This window comes from Paenibacillus sp. JT22N7 (assembly GCF_059383875.1).
The window spans coordinates 541,085-559,677 of the sequence record NZ_JBXENY010000003.1; the positions used below are offsets into that span (position 1 = coordinate 541,085).

The 18,593-nt window shown below is 45.7% G+C and carries 12 protein-coding genes, 3 pseudogenes and 1 riboswitch; of the genes and pseudogenes, 3 read left to right on the forward strand and 12 right to left on the reverse strand.

Features of this window, described 5'->3' with window-relative positions:
• Positions 1–22: 22 nt before the first annotated feature.
• From AC50Y5_RS10890 to AC50Y5_RS10900, 3 genes are all read right to left on the reverse strand, one after another.
• Positions 23–787 (reverse strand): thioesterase II family protein, encoded by a 765-nt coding sequence (locus AC50Y5_RS10890; RefSeq protein ID WP_494860469.1) that lies wholly within the window; start codon positions 785–787, stop codon positions 23–25.
• Positions 784–4,701, reverse strand: a complete 3,918-nt coding sequence (locus AC50Y5_RS10895; protein WP_494860471.1) for a non-ribosomal peptide synthetase — start codon at positions 4,699–4,701, stop codon at positions 784–786. Before AC50Y5_RS10895 ends, AC50Y5_RS10890 begins: the two co-directional genes overlap by 4 nt.
• 61 nt (positions 4,702–4,762) lie before the next feature.
• A complete protein-coding gene (locus AC50Y5_RS10900) occupies positions 4,763–5,425 on the reverse strand; it encodes a condensation domain-containing protein (protein WP_494860473.1) in 663 nt (220 codons plus the stop codon).
• A 198-nt stretch (positions 5,426–5,623) separates the two neighbouring features.
• A riboswitch (cyclic di-GMP riboswitch) is annotated at positions 5,624–5,711 on the reverse strand.
• A 352-nt stretch (positions 5,712–6,063) separates the two neighbouring features.
• Between AC50Y5_RS10900 and AC50Y5_RS10905 the strand changes: the two are divergent.
• Positions 6,064–6,201, forward strand: a pseudogene (locus AC50Y5_RS10905) (transposase); the annotation flags it as partial.
• Between the two features lie 50 nt (positions 6,202–6,251).
• Here AC50Y5_RS10905 and AC50Y5_RS10910 read toward each other — a convergent pair.
• Together AC50Y5_RS10910 and AC50Y5_RS10915 are read right to left on the reverse strand one after the other, a co-directional pair.
• A pseudogene (locus AC50Y5_RS10910) lies at positions 6,252–6,595 on the reverse strand (aldo/keto reductase); the annotation flags it as partial.
• A 16-nt stretch (positions 6,596–6,611) separates the two neighbouring features.
• Positions 6,612–7,751, reverse strand: coding sequence for an MFS transporter (locus AC50Y5_RS10915; protein ID WP_494860475.1), 1,140 nt, complete (start codon positions 7,749–7,751; stop codon positions 6,612–6,614).
• A 216-nt stretch (positions 7,752–7,967) separates the two neighbouring features.
• Between AC50Y5_RS10915 and AC50Y5_RS10920 the strand changes: the two genes are divergently transcribed.
• A complete protein-coding gene (locus AC50Y5_RS10920; protein WP_056040247.1) occupies positions 7,968–8,513 on the forward strand; it encodes a TetR/AcrR family transcriptional regulator in 546 nt (181 codons plus the stop codon).
• Positions 8,514–9,132: 619 nt separating this feature from the next.
• Positions 9,133–9,401: pseudogene (locus tag AC50Y5_RS10925) on the forward strand (TetR/AcrR family transcriptional regulator).
• Positions 9,402–9,519: 118 nt separating this feature from the next.
• Here the strand turns inward: AC50Y5_RS10925 and AC50Y5_RS10930 are convergent.
• The 7 genes from AC50Y5_RS10930 to AC50Y5_RS10960 form a co-directional block, all read right to left on the reverse strand.
• On the reverse strand, positions 9,520–10,416 hold the full coding sequence (locus tag AC50Y5_RS10930) for an alpha/beta hydrolase (protein WP_494860728.1): 897 nt from the start codon (positions 10,414–10,416) through the stop codon (positions 9,520–9,522).
• A 46-nt stretch (positions 10,417–10,462) separates the two neighbouring features.
• A complete protein-coding gene (locus AC50Y5_RS10935) occupies positions 10,463–11,917 on the reverse strand; it encodes a methyl-accepting chemotaxis protein (RefSeq protein WP_494860477.1) in 1,455 nt (484 codons plus the stop codon).
• Positions 11,918–11,993: 76 nt separating this feature from the next.
• Positions 11,994–12,656 carry a hypothetical protein gene (locus AC50Y5_RS10940; RefSeq protein ID WP_494860479.1) on the reverse strand — a complete coding sequence of 221 codons (663 nt, stop codon included), beginning with the start codon at positions 12,654–12,656 and terminating at the stop codon, positions 11,994–11,996.
• A gap of 38 nt (positions 12,657–12,694) precedes the next feature.
• The gene (locus tag AC50Y5_RS10945) at positions 12,695–13,228 is read right to left on the reverse strand and encodes a hypothetical protein (protein ID WP_494860481.1); all 534 of its coding nucleotides are present in this window, start codon (positions 13,226–13,228) and stop codon (positions 12,695–12,697) included.
• A gap of 195 nt (positions 13,229–13,423) precedes the next feature.
• Complete coding sequence (locus AC50Y5_RS10950) at positions 13,424–14,209, reverse strand: Sir2 family NAD-dependent protein deacetylase (RefSeq protein ID WP_494860483.1); 786 nt, start codon at positions 14,207–14,209, stop codon at positions 13,424–13,426.
• Between the two features lie 286 nt (positions 14,210–14,495).
• On the reverse strand, positions 14,496–15,362 hold the full coding sequence (locus tag AC50Y5_RS10955; RefSeq protein ID WP_494860485.1) for an amidohydrolase family protein: 867 nt from the start codon (positions 15,360–15,362) through the stop codon (positions 14,496–14,498).
• Positions 15,363–15,376: 14 nt separating this feature from the next.
• Positions 15,377–18,487 carry a GNAT family N-acetyltransferase gene (locus AC50Y5_RS10960; protein ID WP_494860487.1) on the reverse strand — a complete coding sequence of 1,037 codons (3,111 nt, stop codon included), beginning with the start codon at positions 18,485–18,487 and terminating at the stop codon, positions 15,377–15,379.
• Positions 18,488–18,593: the final 106 nt, after the last annotated feature.

An 18,593-nucleotide genomic window follows, 5' to 3' on the forward strand; every position in this document is an offset into this window, starting at 1 on the left:
GACAATCTATTTTTGAATAATATCAATTTAAATCACCTTTCTTTTTCTGGATATAGTGAGTTTCTTCTTTATTTGCTGCTTCAATAATGCTTCGGATGCTCGCGGCCACCTTCTCCGGCTCTGACAGCAGAAACATATGTCCTCCTTCAAAGCGATGCAGCCCGACATTATGGCCCCATTTCCTCCATCCGTCAGCTTCCTCCGCGCATTTATAGTCTTCAGCACCGTAAAACACGTGCATAGGCGCCTGAAGCAGCGTGTGATCGTTATGTTGAAAGGTTTCGAGTGCCTGAAAGTCCGCCCGGAAAGAGGGCAGGAAAAAGTCGAGCATTTCCCGCTGCTTTATTAGCTCCTCGGGTATGCCGCCTATGGGAATGACGTGATCGAGAAAGGCGTCATCATCAAGATGCGCTGTTCGCTCACGCTTGCTTTGTGGCGGCTGAATAGCTGAAATAATGACCGCTTTAGCGACTATTCCTTGCTGCTCCAGCTTCTGTGCCAAACGGTATACAACCATTCCACCCATGCTGTGTCCAAACAGGACGAATGGCTGTTGAAAATACGCAGCAAGCTCCCTCGCATACAGCTCCACCAATCCCTCCAAATTTGGAATCAAGGTCATGCTGTTCGTTCCATGTCCAGGAGGTTCAACCGCCAGCAGCTGGCAATCATTTTGAACAAAATGGTGCAACGGCCAGAATGCAGCAGAATATCCTCCTGCGAATGGAAAACAGATAAGTGGAATTTTTCCTGTTCCAGTGCTAAACGTTTTGAGCATTGGATTCATTTGTTCACGGGCCTCCATTCTAATAGAAAGCGGATGGTTTGAGCATTCAGTCTGGCGAAGCCCCCTTGCAGCATTTCCCCATGCTTTCCAAAGCCTTGATGCTCCACATATTCGCCCGTTCCCGCAGCCCTTTTCCAGGAAGAGAGCTCTGACGAATGTGTAAATGCGGTTTCGGATTGAATCAGATGAATAGAAGCATGAACTTGCCCCTCTGCAATCCACTCTACGTAATATTTATAATAGGCCGCTGTTTTACGAACGATTCCTTCACGAACTGCGTCTATTTGCAGCGCAATATTTTGCTTATTGGCTTCCATAAGCTCTGCAACGTCACCTTCCACTGTACGGCCCTTCAAATCACTCACGTTATTTTTCCAATAAGAATCAATCATGATTAGAACTTCTACTTGCCTGCCGCAGCGTTCCAATTGTTTGGCAACTTCAAATGCTAGAGCGCATCCAGCAGAATAACCGATCAAGATGAAGGAGCCATGCGGCTGAATGCTCTGCATTTGGCTGGCATAACGAGTGATGCGATCCTCCTCTTCAATAAAATCAAAAGCGTGAACGCGATAATTAGGCAGCTGGTCTGCAAGCTCCTTGAACACTATGCCATACCCAAGCACCGGAGGGAAAGCAAATAAATGGGGGCCACCCTTAGGGTTAAGCAGCGTCAGATGCGCTGAAGCTCTAGACACCGTTTGCCCACTTTCAGCCCATTCCTGCAAATAAGCTGCAATTTCGGCAATTGTCGGCGCCTCAAACAATAATTTTATGGGGATGTCGATCTGAAATTCCTTTAGCATGATAGAACAAAGCGTCATCGCTTTCAGCGAATGACCCCCTAGAGCAAAAAAATCATCATGAATACCGACTCGTGCTACCCCGAGTACCTGAGACCATACTACAGCGAGCCTGGCCTCCGTATCATTGCGAGGAGGTGCGTAGTGTTCGGATTCATTCATGAACTCCGTCATTGCAGGCAAGCTTCGCCGATCCACTTTTCCATTGACGGTCAACGGCAGTCGCTCAAGAAAAACAATGGTTGGCGGAACCATATAGTTTGGCAACATGCTTAGCAAATAATTGCGAAGCTGATTCTTGCTTAACTCCATTTGAGGCTTCAATACAACATAAGCGCAAAGCGATGCCTCGCCCGAAGCACGCCATGCAACAGACAGGAGCGCTTCTTTAACCTGCTCAAGTTTTACAATCTGTTTCTCGATCTCACCTAGCTCAATACGATGGCCGCGAATTTTCACTTGATCGTCGACGCGCCCTATAAACTCGATATTCCCGTCAGGCAGCCACCTTGCCAAATCACCACTGCGGTAAATACGCTCTCCTTGTACAAACGGATTTGGAGCAAATTTCTCTGCGGTTAAAGCTGTCCGATTCAAATACCCTAGCGCCAGCCCCTCACCGCCCAGGATAAGCTCCCCGACCGCTTCAATCGGCTGAAGCTGATCCGTCTCATTTACAATATAAGCTGAAGTCTGATTAAGCGGCTTGCCAATGGGGATGGAAGCCATATCCTCCGAAAGCGCATGAACCGGATAGAAGGTCGCAAACACCGTACTTTCCGTTGGGCCATATACATGAATGATTTTATCCGGTCCCATGCTATGCAGCGCTTTGCGTACATGATTCACCGATGAGCGTTCTCCGCCGAACAGCACCTTGCGGATGCTCTTCATCCACGAATCCTCCTCATCTACGAGCAGATTGAACAGCGCCGTCGTGACGAACATGACCGTAATTTTCTCTTCTTTAATGAACTGTACAAGCTTGCCAGCATGCATAATCGTATCGCTTGGAGCAAGCACCAGTGCAGCCCCATTTAACAATGCGCCGAATAAGTCAAAGGTGAAGCCGTCAAAAGCATAATTGGATAACGACAGTACTTTGTCATTCTTAGTTATTTCAATATAGTTCGTATTAATCGCAATCCGCGAAATATTGGCATGTGTGATCAGTGCCCCCTTAGGCTGGCCAGTCGTACCAGAGGTGTACATTACATAAGCAAGCCTGTCCAAGCCTCCGGGAGTCGTCGCTAATGTGTTTATTGGCGCATCCTCAGTGTCCAAATTGCTGGCGGCAGCTTCATTATACAGCTCTGGTTCATCGAGGTACAGAAGGGTTCCTTGATACTCTACTTTCTCGATAACGCTTGTCAACGAATACTGCGTGAGCAGCAGCTTCGCTCCGCTATCCTCCAGCATGTAGCTGATTCGCTGCTCTGGGTACGCAGGATCGATCGGGACGTACGCCGCCTCAGCCTTAAGAACGGCTAATATAGCTGCAATCATATCTGATGAGCGGTGAACGAGCAGACCAACGATAGTCCCGTCGTTAACTCCTCTGCCGCGAAGCACGTAAGCGAGCTTATTTGCACGAGCGTTCAGCTCAGCATAAGTAAATAATCCATCTGGAGCAGAAAGGGCAAGATGTTCCGGCGTATTCTCCACCTGCCATTCGAATCGCTGAGCAAGCGTCATATTGCTTGCTGCTGCCATTTCCCCGTCCCGGCCATCCAGACGGTTAAAAGCGAATAAGCGATGTGCTTCTTCCTCAGGCACAATTCCAAGCTCACCAAGCGGCTTATTGGACTCCCTCACGAGCTGGCGAATCATGTGGATGAGCTGCGCCTTCAAGCGATTGATGAAGGAGCTTTCATACACATTGGCATTGTATGCTAGCTTCATCACCATCTCCTTGCCAGGCCCAGCGAGTAAATGAAGATCATAATGGCTTTTTTCGAAAATATGAATGTCATCCATCGCAAATCCCAGATTCTGCTCTTCACTTTGTTTGCCAGCCTCTTGAAGCGGATAATTCTCGAACACAACAATATGATCAATTAACGTCTGCTGGCCTATTCGGCTCTGGATATTATAAAGCGGCACGTACTGATGCGCTTCGGTCTGCACCGAGAGTCTCTGCATTTCCGTTATTAATTGCTTGAAGGTCATATCCGGTACGATCTGAACACGAGTTGGGATTACGTTGATAAACAGGCCCACCATGCTCTCCACACCGCTAATCTCAGCGGGACGACCCGATACAACTGCTCCAAACAACACATCGCTGCTGCGCTGATAACGGCTAAGCAGAATAGCCCAAACGGCTTGAATCGCTGTGCTTAACGTAACCTGATGCTCTCTTGCCAGTCTAGAGAAAGCCTCACTGTCTTCCTCTCCAAGCTTAAAATGAAGCTCGCCTGACGAATAACCTTCCTCCCTGCGTCTGCTGCGCTGCTCGGCGAAAGACTCCTGCCCCTCAAATTCAGCTAAATAGCTCGACCAAAAGACAAGCGAAGCCTCCTTATCCTGCTTGCCAAGCCAGTTGATATATTCCTTATATGGTTTCGAGACGGGCAGCTCGTATGGCTTATGATTCAGCAAGGCGCTGTATATCTGAAACAGCTCCTTTACAATAATGCCAAAGCACCAGCCGTCCAGCATAATGTGGTGATAGCTCCATATCCATTCATACGTGTCCTCACCTGTCTTAAAAACGGTCGTCCGCATTAAAATATCTTTGGACAGATCAAATCCCAGCATTTTATCCTGCTGCTTGAAGGCAGCAAGCTGTCGCTGCTGCTCTTCTTGGGGCTGATCACATAAATCTATTTCCTGAACATGGAACGCTCGCTGCTTGAATACAACCTGAACCGGCCGGTTGATTTTCTCGTGGAGGAATACGGTACGAAAAATATCGTACCGATCCATCAACACGTTCATGCTTTGTTCCAGCAAATCTTTGCGAAATGAGCCTTTCACCGAAATGGCCAGTTGCTCCATATAATAGCTCTGTCCGGGGTGCAGAAGCGTGTGAAACAGCATGCCCTCTTGCATAGGCGATAAAAAATAAATATCTTGTACTTGATCCTTCTGAAAAGTAATCCCGTTCACCTGTGCTAGGCCTCCTTCTATCCATTCCGCAGCAAATTAAGCTGCGCGCAAATTCATTCTCTTAGCCAAACTTCTCTGCCAGCATGTCAAAAATATCTCCGACCTCTTCGAGCTGCAATTCACTCGCCGTAAAGTCGCTTGGTGTGAAATCTCTGTCCGTCTTGGCTGTGCAACACTGAATTAATACAAGCAAATGATGGTGGAAGCGATCCATCAGCTGATCTATCGTAGCTCGCAAATATTGCTTTTTATTGTAGGCGCAAGACACAACGAGGCGTTCGCCTCTTACCATACCGCTTAAGCTGAGCGCATACAGCGCTTCAGATTCCGGGCTTGTTTGCGCGCCCATATCGTATACGGATGGTGAAAACAAGTCTGTTTGCACCTCGCTGTCGAATTGCCCCAAATAGTTGAAGCTGATTTCCGGTTTGAATGAGAAGGTGAGCCCTGCTTTATGCTCATCAGCTGCCAAATATCGCAGCAGGCCATAACCGATTCCCTTATTGGGAATATGGCGCAAATCTTCTTTCACCCGTTTTATTTGATAGGCTAAATCGTCCGTATAGCTCATGTCGAGCACAACCGGATATTGGGAGGTAAACCAGCCTACCGTTCGTGATACGTTAATAGCTACAGCTACCGGCCTAATCACCTCCAGCTTGACTACTAAATCGGCTGGTTTGCCATTTTGCTGGACAACGGTTTTGTTCCCTTCCTGCTGCAATCCATTCCCTCATGCGATCTAAGCTTGAGAAAACCGCTCAAATTGGCAATACTCGTTCCGGGGTAAAACTGCTCGGTATACCAAATTCGTTTTTGCGCATGTGTTAATGGATAATAAAAACGTTTCATCAAATTACCCCCAATAACTTGTTTTGATAAATAAAAAACTGCCCGGATTTTGGACAGTCTGCTCCCATTTTCCAGCAACCTGTCAACCGTAGCATCGTCTGATGCCTTAGGCCATGGCTTTGCGTCCCTATGTTTCCATAGGTATGCCTTTATCCATTTTATGTTTGTTTTATTCCATTCCTAATCTATAAACAATCCGTTCATCAAATAGTTACGTTTTTTACATTTTTTTATATTTTCATTCGACAAAAAGTTTTTGGGAGAGGGGTCCTATTAATATGAAGAGAATGAAAGTCTATGGGAGGAGACGAAACTTGGATAGACTAGAACGAAATAATCCTGCGCAGATTTATCTTCCTTGATACGTAACGCTATGAAAATTTTAAAACAAAAAAGCCGCCATTTAGGCGGCATCAGGCTGTCGAGAAGGTCTCGACAGCCATCTTTATAAGCATTCAGTTTAACGCATCACCGCGTTTCTGTGGTATCGATTTTTCCTTTATTGTCTAAAAGGTTCGGCATATGTATTCACAAGATAATGGGCGTCCAGCCATTGATCCGCTTATTCTTTTCAAGATCATCTTTCTGGGCTATTTCTTCAGGTGTCAGCTTTATGGAAAGAGCAGCTGCAGCATCCTCAATATGCGATATTTTTGTAGCACCAACAATAGGTGAGGTTACAGGTTCTTTCTGAAGAGTTTCAGGCTTTTATCAATCTCGCTCATAATGGCCTTTCGAGAAAGTCCGGCACCGTTTGGACCTGCATGCGCCCATTCACCTTAGTAGCCAGCACGATTTCATCCCGATTTGCATATTCCTTTAAAGCAGGTCCAATAACCGCCTCACTTGATCCGGCTGAATATACATTAGCTGTATCAAAAAAATTGATACCAAGCTCTAGTGCTTTTTTAATAACGGGACGACTGTCTGCTTCATTAATAATCCATTGAAGCCCTCCTTGCACGGCTACTCCGAAGCCCATACAGCCCAGACAAATTCGGGATACATCCAAGCCCGTATTTCCGAGTTTCACATATTCCATTTGATTGTTCCTCCATTTATTCATTATTTTTCAACAAACGTTTCACAAATAAAGTGAACAGCAGCAAGGAAATCGCAACAGACAAAGCGCTGACCGTGAATAACGCCTGATAGCTCATATACTGGGAAACCCAGCCTAGCACGATCGCACCGAGCCCGATGCCAAGATCATTAGCAGTCGATATCGAGGCGTTGGCAACTCCGATTCGCTCTGGATGGGCCAGACGGATCGTTGCCGCTTGAAGGGCCGGCTGCGCGGAGCCAAACCCGATGCCATATAAAATCGCCGCAACAAGCACACCGCCTAAGCCGGTCGACATGCTGAGCACAATCAAGGCGCCAATCGTAATGACAAGGGCTGGTACGATAACAGAAATCTCTCCGTATCGATCCGAAAGTTTTCCCGAAATGGGACGGCTGAGTGCCAGTGATGCAGCAAAGGCCAGAAAGAATGCGCCGGAATTGACCTGAATCGACTTAGCGAACAGCGGAACAAATGTTGTAATGCCCCCATACGCGATAAACAGAAAAAAGACGGATGCCGCAATCGGCAAAACCGATTTTTCGAACAATTCTATTTTTCTTACGCCCGTTTTGGGCTGGAAGGGCATTTTTGCTCCTAACGTCAGGAGCAGCGCTATCGCAGAGAGGACGACGGCGATTAAAAACAAAGCGCTGTACGACTGGTTCTCTGTCACCCAGAGCCCGAACATCGGACCGACTGCCATAGCCAAGGTCATGGATGTGCTGAACCATCCCATTCCTTCGCCGCGGCGGCCCGCTGGAATCATGTCTGTAATCGCTGTCATTGAGGCGGTTGTAGAAACGGCCCAGCTCATACCATGCAAAATTCTGAGCCCCATCAGCACAACAATTCCTCCAACCCAGTTATACATATACATTGCCAGGATGAACAGAATAAGCCCCCAAATGAGAAACGGGCTCCTGCCGAATCGGTCCAGCATCCCGCCGACGATGGGGCGAAAAATAACGGCGGACAGCATAAACGCGCCCATCGCCAGCCCGACCTGCGATTCGCTGCCTCCCATCTGTGTGATGAATAGCGGCATCGTCGGATACAGCATATAAAAGGCATTAAACAAAAATAGGTTTCCTATCGTCATGAGCGTAAACGATTTCGTCCATAGACGTTCCATTGTTCTTTCCCCCCGTTTTTTACGTATAATCCCCGATGCGTTTTTCGGACATCAAAAACATTGAATTTCTACTATTCCTTGATTCATTAATGTACTCACGTCTATAATTATAAACAGACACCGAACATCTGCAATTGCTAAATGAGCTGGATTTGTTAAGTAATGAACAGTTGCATCATCATTGTCAATTATTAAAGAAAGATTGGTGATTCCCAGTTGGCTAAAGTGGATCGGAGAATACTCAAAACCCAGGAAGCGTTAAAAAAAGCGGTTATTGATTTGATGTCGGAGAAAAATTTTGATGATATTACGATCCAGGATCTTTCCGATAGGGCGAATGTGAGCCGCGGAACGATCTATCTTCATTATTTGGATAAATTTGATCTGCTGGACAAGCTTATCGAAGAACACATCAACGTCTTAAGAGAAATGTGTAAATCCGCAGCCGAATTGGAATTTACCGAAGCCACTTTGATGTGGACGGAATACTTTGAGCTTCATTATTCCTTTTTTTCCATGATGCTGGCGAGTAAAGGCGCCCCCTACTTTCGCGGCCGGTTTCTCGACTTGTTTATCGAAGAATTAACGAATGAGGTTGAGGTAACCAAAGGGAAGAATGAGAAGTTAAATGAAGATCTTCTAGTCAGGTTTATTGCCTCTGCTTACGTAGGGGTTGTGGAATGGTGGTTTACGAATGACAAGCCTGTCCCCCATCATGTCTTGGCAGAGCAACTGGGGACGTTGCTTGAGCGAAATGTGTAAGAAAAGGCCCCCATTATGCTGAGGGCCGGAGGCATCCCTTTTTACAGGCAGGCGCAGCTTCAACAAAAGTCCTCGCGTTAGCTGCATGCCTGCACTTCTTATCTAGAGTGCTGTTTGGTCGGACGATACATGTACATTCTCAGTAAAATAGCTAACAAACTAAATACCAAAAATATAATTCCTCCTAACACGATGTATCGTGTACCCATCCCTGATAAAAACAATCCTAATACGATGGGGTAAGTCACGACTGTTCTCATTGGATTTTTAGAGAGCAGCCTCCCTCCGATTAAGTTGCCCAGCAAACTGGCCAAGCCATATAAAAATAACGTCAAGCTTAACATTTTCCCCGAAATATGAGTAATGGTTTCAAGGTACTCTGCAATGTAACTGCTAACACTAGCCCCTGCTGAGCCTAAAAGTACAACAGCAGCACTATTTGGGGCAATATCCCAACGATCCCCATATCAATCGTTAAAATGCCGAAAACCCCGATAATTAAAATATACATAAATAAATGATTTTGCTTGGCCATGCCTAATGACTCCTTCACTTTCTGAAATTCCACAATATCATCTGAACTTATACATTGATGAATTATTGCTCGTAAAAAGCGGTTATTGCGTTGATGTCTGAAAAAAATTTCGATCAAATTACAATACAGGATATTTCCGACAGAGCAAATGTTAGCCGGAGAACGATATATCTTCACTACATGGATAAATGACGGAGGGGAAAAATCGTGGAATCAATGAAGATGTAACGGTACAATTTTTTGCACCAGCTTACGTAGGAATTGTGGAATGGTGGTTTCTAAATGGAATGCCCTATCCCCCACGTGTCATGGAAGAGCAAGTAGAAAAGCTGCTGGATATGAATCTTTCATAGTTCGATTTGCCGCAGGCAGACACCCGTAATGCCTATCTTAAACGCAATAATCCCCCAGACAAAGGCTGGGGGATTATTGCTATGAATGAAAATTAAACGATGAACTATTCATACTTTCCTATCCTTGTTCTCCTTTTGAGAAAGCTTCTTTCAGTTTGTCACTCATCAAGTGCCAGGCATCTTCCGCAACAGCTAGATCACCATAATGGGTGAATCCGTGCGCTGCTCCCTGATACTGTTTATGCAGCACCTTCACACCGTGTTGTTTCAGCTTTTCAGCATAGGCGCTGCCTTCTTCAGCCAACGAATCTTTCCCAGCGGTAATAACCAATGCTTCGGGCAGTTCTTGAAGGGCTTCTGCATAAACAGGCGAAGCTAGCGGACTATGGGCATCGTCTGCGGAAGCCAAATACATGGAGTTAAACATTTTTGCCATTTCCGCCGGGATCGCTTCCTCAAAGCTTGGTTTTAAAGCAGGATCCATTGCCAAATCCAATGGCGCATAATCAATAATTTGCAATACAATCGGAAGCTCTCTCCCACTCTGTTGATTTAACAAGCACACAGCAGCAGCCAAATTGCCACCTGCACTGTGTCCTCCGATCGCCATGAGCGCTGAGTTGATTGAAAATGACTCTGGATGCTCGTGAACCCACTTCGCAACGTCATAACATTCATGAACGGCTGTCGGGAACCTATGTTCAGGAGCGAGCCGATAATCGACATTAATGACGACACAGCCAGCCCGATGGGCAATCAATCGACACCAAGGATCATCCATTTCTGCCTTTCCCAAAATAAAGCCGCCTCCGTGCATATTGATGTATACAGGTAGAGAATCAGACAAAGCAGATTCCGGTGTATACACTAGGACACGGGTATCCCCAGCTCTGGTAGGGATAATGACCTCTTGCCTTTGTACAGCAAAGCTTGCGCTTGGCTGGAGCACAGCTCCCGTACCCACCACATTTTCACGAAATCTTCGCACCATTTCCAGTTGTTGCTTATGATCCATTTGCTGTCCATCCATTGTTAAACACTCCATTCTATTTTTTAAAATTTTATTTAGAGCTTTTCTCAATTAATTCCTGCAGCCGAATGCTGGAGTTGTTAATATTGCCGATAAAATTGTAGATGACATCGATATTTTTCTCCTGCTCTTGTGTCGTGGTCAGTACCCCTTCGGTTGCTGCTGCATGCTTTTGAGAAATACCCGAGATATGATCAACCTGCATCCGCACTTGAGAAAAGATTACACTCATTTGATCCGTCATGTCCAATTCCTGGGCTATGTATTGATCCATCTGTTGAAAAGTAGACCTGATGCTGTCAAAGCTCTCCAGCACTTGACCGGTGAGCGCCTCCCCTTCTTTAGCTGCCACGCTGCCGTTGCTAGCCTTTTCAACCACAAGCTGCGTTTTGCTTTTAATATTATGAATAATCGTGTTGATTTGTTTAACCGAGTTTAAGCATTCCTGAGCAAGCTTCTGAACTTCATTCGCCACGACCGCAAATCCCGCTCCCGCGTCCCCCGCCCTGGCGGCTTCAATATTAGCATTTAAAGCGAGAATGCTGGTCTGATCGGAAATTTGCTTAATGGCTAACAGGAAGGTATTCACATCATCCACGCTTTTGTTTAATTCCTGAACGGTAGTTAATGAATCCGATACGGCCGAGTTGATGATATTCATTTGTTTGCCCATTTGAACGATTCGCTCCGAGCTTTGGCGAACGGCCCTTCCGTTGCTGCCTGAGAGGTCGGCGAGATTGTGAGACAGCTGATTGATTTCCGACATCTTCCCATCCGCATGGTTCATCATTTCGCTTATATGAGCCATGCTTTCAGACTGATCTCGAATTCCCACCGTCACTTCCTGTATGCTGGACGTTATCGTATTGCTCATCTTCTTTAAAACGCCAATATCGTGATTACAGTTGGCAATATCGGCATTTAACGAGGAAGTGTTCTCGTGAACGACACCGACCATATTATCCCGCTCGTCCAACAGCTCCCGGGCTTCGGCTTCTTTATGCCGGCTTACATGAATGAGATCGTTTCCGCGTTTACAGACAAAATATAACGCTACAATCGTCAGTTCGATGAAACCGATCGTCATATAAAAGGTTGTATCGAATTGCTCGTGTTTGGAGTAATAAATGACAATATAGGATATATTGTACAAGCCTCCGAATCCGAATAGCAGCACTCTATTCAAATAAAGCGAAACGACACAAAGCACAACCATAATGAGCATGCCCGCACCAGCCGATTCGATATAGGCGGTTGTGCAGGTTAATATGGCAATCATCAAAGTAACCATCGTCTGAATCGGGTATTTTTTTCTAGACATTAGTACAGTCGCAACGACCAGCTCCAAAAACAGCGAGAAAACCACTTCAACTTTAACTTGGCCGCTAGCAAGAAAGAAACAGAAGGATAACAAAGCAAGCCATAAAATGCAGGCGATAATTGGGTTGACCTTTTCAGTGTTGCTTCTCAAAAAGCTGTTTTTCATTTGTCCTTTTCCCCCGAATGATAGTGTCTGATAATTTTTATAATGATTAAACAAATGTTAAGCACAATCAAACCAATTACATAGATGGGTCCACACCCTCTTCCTCTGTCAAAGACTCCTTCTTTTTTTTGCACAGCATATAAATGCCTATGAGAAAAAATAAAGCACTGCATGCCATCCCAAACAAAGCGCTGACGCTTATGGCATAAGGTGAAGCTTGCATCGTAAGCAAAGTCGTTTGAGTGACAACAATGGACACCATTGCATCAATAAAATTAAACATTTTTAGCGTTGAAATAATGGGATTTTTCAGATGCCGGTAAACGATATTCCCATAGATGGCTACTGCCAGCTTCGTAAAGGCGATGGTCGCTACCAGATAAACAATAAAACCGTCGAAGATAAAGACGTCTCTAGCCAGATACATGCGCAAACAGACCAGCATATAGGAGACACCTAGCAGGCAGAGAAAAACGCCACTGCGTTTATACACGCTGAATTCCAAGTCATGCTTTTGCTCAGGAGATTCGATCTTTTTGGCCACGGCATACATGTGAAGGGCCTGTCCTTTGGCGGCGCAAAGGATCAAATAATACAAGGCATTCGTAATGAACCAGCCGGAAAGGAGATAAAGGCCAAGGACTAGCTTGCCAATGCCAATAAAAATATTAAGGACAAGTGATGCGGTGTTTACGATGGCAGTTCGATCCTGAGCATTTCTGAGATAATGAGCTAGCATCTCCTAAATTTATAGCCTCCCTTCGGATCGTCATTCCTTTACTTTGCCAGCAAGTTATTTCCTTTCTGGCACACCTCATAAATTTCGTCATATTTTTGATCAATGAACGGAGCAACTTTGTCCGTTTTTTTCTTGCGAATGCTGCTGTAGCCATAATACGGAATGATCCACCCTGTGATACCGATGAGGGCCAAAATAACCGTGAGCAGCAGCATGCCTGCAGCATAGGCAAACGCCGAGCCAGCCATGAACCCCGTTCCGGCTACACCGACAACATAAGCAGTTGTAGAAGCAGCCCTCGTTATAGAACGTTCCAGTCTCTCGATATCCTTTACACAGGCTTCAAATTGTCGCTGCAAACGGGTCAGTTCAGCTTTATTGCGAATGTTGCGGTCCCGCTTATACTTCATCGTTACAGCACCGACGCTTTGGATTGGAGTCGCTTTTCCTTCCAGCGTCCAGCCAAAATGGGTATAGCCATCTGCATAAAGGGATTCTTTGCCGCGCTTTACCGTAATATCCTTGTATTCATAGCCTACAAAGTTATTTTCATTTTTAATAATCTCGCTCAAAATCTCTATCACTCCTTGCATAATCACCCTTCATTTGGTGTACCTATCGTATCGAACATTTGTTTATAAGTTGCTTATGAAATGTTTGAGAAATGTTAATACGTCATGATTTGCATAAAAAAAGCCTGAATTCGAGGTTTTCGAATTCAGACTGCTTGTAAGCGATAAAGACAGTTTCTCATTTTTCAACTTTTGTCACTTTGATAAGGCTGGTACAATTTCTTGAATGTCCTCGTTAAATGAAATAATAGTGCCTACTTTTTTTAAAAAATGATCTGGATCGCCTTTTTTCAATAAAACTAAAGGTTCATCCTTTACACCCAAACCTATAAACAGCCGCTCCTTGCCGATGGATTCGAGCACGAAGTTTTTGTATAACGCTTCTAATTCATAAAACTTCTCATCCTGCACAAAACATTTGTTGATTCTGATGTTTGGAGCCATTTCGTCGCCGCAGACAGGGCATTTAGGCACAAGCTCATGAGGGATTTTACACTCCACTGTGTTCTCGACCATATCTCTGATTAGTAATTCATTATTGTAGAGCCGGTCATGGCAGCCGACTGCACATTGCAGGTATCTGTAATTGCCATGAGTTTCAAATACTTTGTCGGGTGAAAAACCTGCGAGCTCAAACTGGCTGTCGAGCGTAGTGGTGAGAACGAAATATTTTTTGTCCTTAACCAAGCGGTATATGTCCTGGTAAAGCTTTGTCGGCCCCGTCTCAAAACGATTAAGGCGAATACGTTTTGCCCAATACCCCCATCTGTCCTCCTGTGTAGGAAACGGGTAAAAACCGGAAGAATACATATCTGTTAAATCGAATTTGCGAATAAATGGGCCGAAATTATCTGTAAATCTTTTTCCGCTGTAGGTTATACCAGCAGCAGCCGAGACGCCCGCTCCACCGCCTAACAAAATATATTCCGCCCCTTCTATTGCCTCTTTTGCCTTCTCGATACGCAATTGATAATCGTCCATAATCCTCATCCAATCCTTCTAAAGTTATATTATTCATTTCGAAAGCGGTTACAATACTAAAGCTGCTAGGTTAAAACTCGATTGCTTGCTTCCCCCTCTGCTATTCGATATTATCGCATTTGGAGTTAACTCCATGTCAAGAGCTTTTCGGAATGCCTTGACCATATTTCATGGAAAAACAAGCAGTGAAAGGGTTGGCAGAAGATGAAAAGTTGTTTGTCTTTCATTAAAATAAAAAAAGTCGCCCTATTGGCGACTTTCTCTGCACAGACGACTCTACTCTATCCTAATTTTCTCCAATCAGCTGCTTCAGCTTCGGAAATACCCGTAGCGCATTGTTATAAAAAACATCCTCCCAGTGAGCCTGTGGAATCAGATGCTTCACAAATCGGATATAAGCATCCAGCTGAACAAGCGGCCAATCGGTACCGAACACAAGCCGGTCATATTTCTCGGCAAACACAAGAGCACGGCGGAAATGATCCGTATACGTTTGCTCCAGCAGCAACCGTTCCACCTTTGCGGCATCGCCTACTATCCAGCCCGACAGATCTGCGTAGAGATTCGGATTTTTTTCCAGCAATGCGGCTGTTTCCATGACCCAAGGATCACCGAGATGACAAAGCATAAAGGTAAGATCACGGTGCTTCAAAAAGGTTTCTTCCATCGACAGCGGATGCGAATATTTCAGTAAGCCTTTATCCGAATAAGTCAGTCCTCCATGAATGACGATGGGCAGCTGGTACGCGGAAGCGAGCCTGTACACCGGGTCATAAATTTCATCACCGACATTGTAGTGGTAATAACCCGCATACAGCTTAATACCAACGACATCCTTCGAGCGCAACGATTGTTCCAGCGCTTCGAGCTGACCATCCAGATGCAGGGTTAATGGATTAATACCGACACAAGTGAATAGATTGTCAGGAAGCTGGCCGCTTAAATCAAGCAGCATGGGATTAAGGGCTGCCGAATCCGGGAAGGCCCCTTCAACCGTTTCCGTAACGCCCATCCCTACACCAGCGATAACACCAGCGTTTCTGAACTCCTCCAGCAAACCGCTTGCTGTGTAATCAATAGCGGCCAACGTTTGTGCCGTCTCTTTAAAAGCTGCAATATTGGAAAAATGGACATGTGCATCTATAATTTTCATCAAAGTATCCTTTCTTAAGTCAGCTGGTCAAAACGAATGTTGAGCAAATCCTGATAAGCTTCCTCTGGGGCAAACAGATCAGAAACGATATAGAACTGGGGCTTGGCGAACTGCTGCTTCCCGTCTTGCAAAAATAGTTTTTCTCTTGCTACGGATGCCGCTACATGGGTATTCATATGCAGCTCGCTTGAATCAAGCTCTGGGTGGGCCATGAAGGTCAGGCGCTGCTTCCGCTCACGGGAACTATACTGGAAAATCCCGTTTGGGCTGCTGGCGCTATACTGAACCCTGCCAGCCTTATAGGTAATATTTTCACCATTGCTATTTTTAACATGCCCCCTGCTATCCTTAATATCGCTGCTGGCCCGGTAGAAGGTCGAACTGGAAAGGGTTAGCGGATGCAAAGGCGCACCTGTATTTTGCTCCACCCGAATGACAGTTGCAAGTACAGGTACCCCTGGCAGCATTAAGAAATAGTGATGGAGCACAAGTCCTCTGAATTTTGCATGGTTGCTGATCGTCACACTCATTCGGATACCCGACCAGCTGTTTCCCAAATTATCTGTAATCGCTGCAAAGGCTGTCTCACGCGGCTCTTCCATGAAGCTCGCTGCGGACATGCCGGATACTTCTGCTGCAATGCCGCCGATCCAAGGATTCCACCAAGACTTAGGCCCTGGATGAGGAAAGGAAGAATCGAGCCATTCCACGCCGTGATGCTTTAATGAAAATAGGGCCGGGGCAAAGCTGCTGCTTGCCTGAATTTGCATAACCCCATTGCCCGCAGTAAGTACCTCGCCATATTCCGTCTGTTCCGTTTGTTGTGTTATTAGGTGATCCGATACTGGAAAAACAAGGCGACTTCTTCCTGTCCTATAGGATTCCATGTCGAGACGCATGGTTAGAATATCCGCCTCAAGGCTGGATTTCCAAGCAAGCGGCGTTACGAGTTCGGTGAGCTTCTGTTCGCTGGATATGAGGTGTTTTGCCGTATCTATGCTGTCTAGTGCAGATGAGATCTCAATTTCACCTTCCAAAAAGGCATTTTTCCGCTCCGCAATCCGGATCTCCAGCGATCCTTGCAAAAAAGGATTTCCCTGATTCACAATCGTCTCCAGCTGCTCGGTAGTCTCCAGCTCCTGTGAAGTTCCCCTGTTCAGGGCAAAAGAACGGAAATCACGCCAATTTCTCCACGTTCCTAAAGCAATGCGGATAGGCTCAGTCTGTGCCATACCTCCCGCGGGAATAACGCCCAAAGCATGCTCAATGCCATAATACCAGCCCTCTGATACGATCTCCAATTGTTCAGGCCAGGTAATTCCCCGTGACGATGCCCCGTTATGAGCAAAAATCCAGTTTTCCGTAAACCGATTTTTCTCCCAATAATCGGAATTGGAGGCGTCTGGCCCTTTGCTTAAATCCACATACCGGCCTTCATATGGAATAACGCTGTCTTCAAGGTTGAAGGTAAAGCCTTCTTTCAAAAATAGGGGTTCCTCCCGAACTGCTGCCGCCTTGTTCCGTACAACATGATGGCGGGTAATTATACCATTGCTGTACAATTTGACGACTAGCGTTAGCAGCAGGTTTGCGGAAGTCAAATCATACTGGGCTTCAAGCACCATAGCTTCGTCATGACGGCAAGTTACTTGAGATACACGATTTTTCTCAAATGCGCTGCTATAAGGCAACCCAAACTTAGGATAATAAAGATTTATGGTGCTATGAGTTCCCTCGTAAATGGAAAGTGTGTTGCTTGATTTGCTTAGGCGAGCGGAGTATTGTCCGTTAAAGATTACCCAATCCTGATCGGTTTCGCCTCCGAAAGCAGCATGTATTCCCGGAAACACAAGACTGACCTCCTGCTGCGATACGAGTAATTCGCCAGTGCCGACCACCTTGTGAATAGCCAGATGATGATGCCAAATGCCATAGGCCAGCAATCTAGCTTCAATGGTAATGGTCCTCCGGCCTTTAGCGGGTACCTTGATACGGACGGAGGGCTGGCTGAAGGAAAGAACAGCATCATCCGCCAGCTCGAAAGCAAACTCAGCCTCTGTCTCGTACTCATTTTCTACCGTCAAATCAAGCGCAATAGGTTTACCCGCATAAATGGGCCCAACTGGTGCTTGAAGCTTTAGCTTCGCTGGAAATTTTGGCTCAATGCCAATTTTGAAGGCAGCTGGCAGATCATTAATGAGCAGCTCGGCTTCAACAACCGGATGGGTCTGAAATAAGTTCTGATCCTCTTGAGTGGCATGGACAAAAAAGCTGCCTTCTATCCGTTCCTGTGACTCAACCACTCTGGATTCATGCAGCTCAAAGCTAATGGCAGCATTGCCGACGCTCTTGATTTCCAAAACTAGAGCCTTCCCGCTTTTATTGACGGCTTCATATACGATAGGATAACTAGCACCGAAAGGCAATTGATGGTGATCAGGAATCGTTGCCTTAATGAGGTAGTCATTCGTTTCAATTAGTCTTAACCCGCGTCCTGTCCGCTCATATTCCATCCTCAGATGTAAATTGCCTTTTCTCCACTCATAAGTAAAATAATCAAAACCTTGTTCCTGACGTCCATCGGGACTGACCGCAATTTCGCGTATGCTATCTGCGTACCAGTTGATTTCTTCAAAATAAGCCTGTACAGCACCGGTCTGCAATACGGATGGAATCAAGTTCATTAGATGTGTGGTGTCATCCCGTTTCTCCCAGAAAAACCCGCTCTTCTTATAGGCAGGGACTGCTTTCGTATTGCCTGGCCATGTATAGAGGTCAAGTCTAGGCCAGCCAAGCTTCAAGGTCTCCTCTATTGCGCGCAAAATAAGTCGCTTGCCGACTTTGTGTCCATGATAATCGGGCCGGACATTTAGTAAAGGGATGTACAGGGCACCAGCATCTTCCTTGTAATGGGAGAAGCTGCAATATCCCACAACCTCCCCACCAGCTATCGCCAAAAATACATGAAGAAAGGTACTGTTATGATGTTCTTTAAGAATGCTTTCCTCCGTCTGGAGCGAGTTGTCTCCACCCCAACTCTCATTGCTTGTATTCCACATTGCGGCGATGGAGGCTGCATATCGGGGTTCATATTCGATGATAGTCATTTCTTGATTTCTATTCATAAGAGCACTCACCTCCTAAATTCGTTACACAGGGCTGAAACAAATTTCGACATTTTACTGACTGAACGTTCAGTATATATTGTATCATGTGCGTTTTTGCTGGTCA

Bases quoted from the DNA above. Each gene is read 5' to 3' on its own strand.
- AC50Y5_RS10930 (WP_494860728.1), bottom strand. From the start codon at position 10,416: ATGGATCATAAGCAACAACTGGAAATGGTGCGAAGATTTCGTGAAAAT.
- AC50Y5_RS10890 (WP_494860469.1), bottom strand. From the start codon at position 787: ATGAATCCAATGCTCAAAACGTTTAGCACTGGAACAGGAAAAATTCCA.
- AC50Y5_RS10960 (WP_494860487.1), bottom strand. From the start codon at position 18,487: ATGAATAGAAATCAAGAAATGACTATCATCGAATATGAACCCCGATAT.
- AC50Y5_RS10950 (WP_494860483.1), bottom strand. From the start codon at position 14,209: ATGGACGATTATCAATTGCGTATCGAGAAGGCAAAAGAGGCAATAGAA.
- AC50Y5_RS10940 (WP_494860479.1), bottom strand. From the start codon at position 12,656: ATGCTAGCTCATTATCTCAGAAATGCTCAGGATCGAACTGCCATCGTA.
- AC50Y5_RS10915 (WP_494860475.1), bottom strand. From the start codon at position 7,751: ATGGAACGTCTATGGACGAAATCGTTTACGCTCATGACGATAGGAAAC.
- AC50Y5_RS10955 (WP_494860485.1), bottom strand. From the start codon at position 15,362: ATGAAAATTATAGATGCACATGTCCATTTTTCCAATATTGCAGCTTTT.
- AC50Y5_RS10935 (WP_494860477.1), bottom strand. From the start codon at position 11,917: ATGAAAAACAGCTTTTTGAGAAGCAACACTGAAAAGGTCAACCCAATT.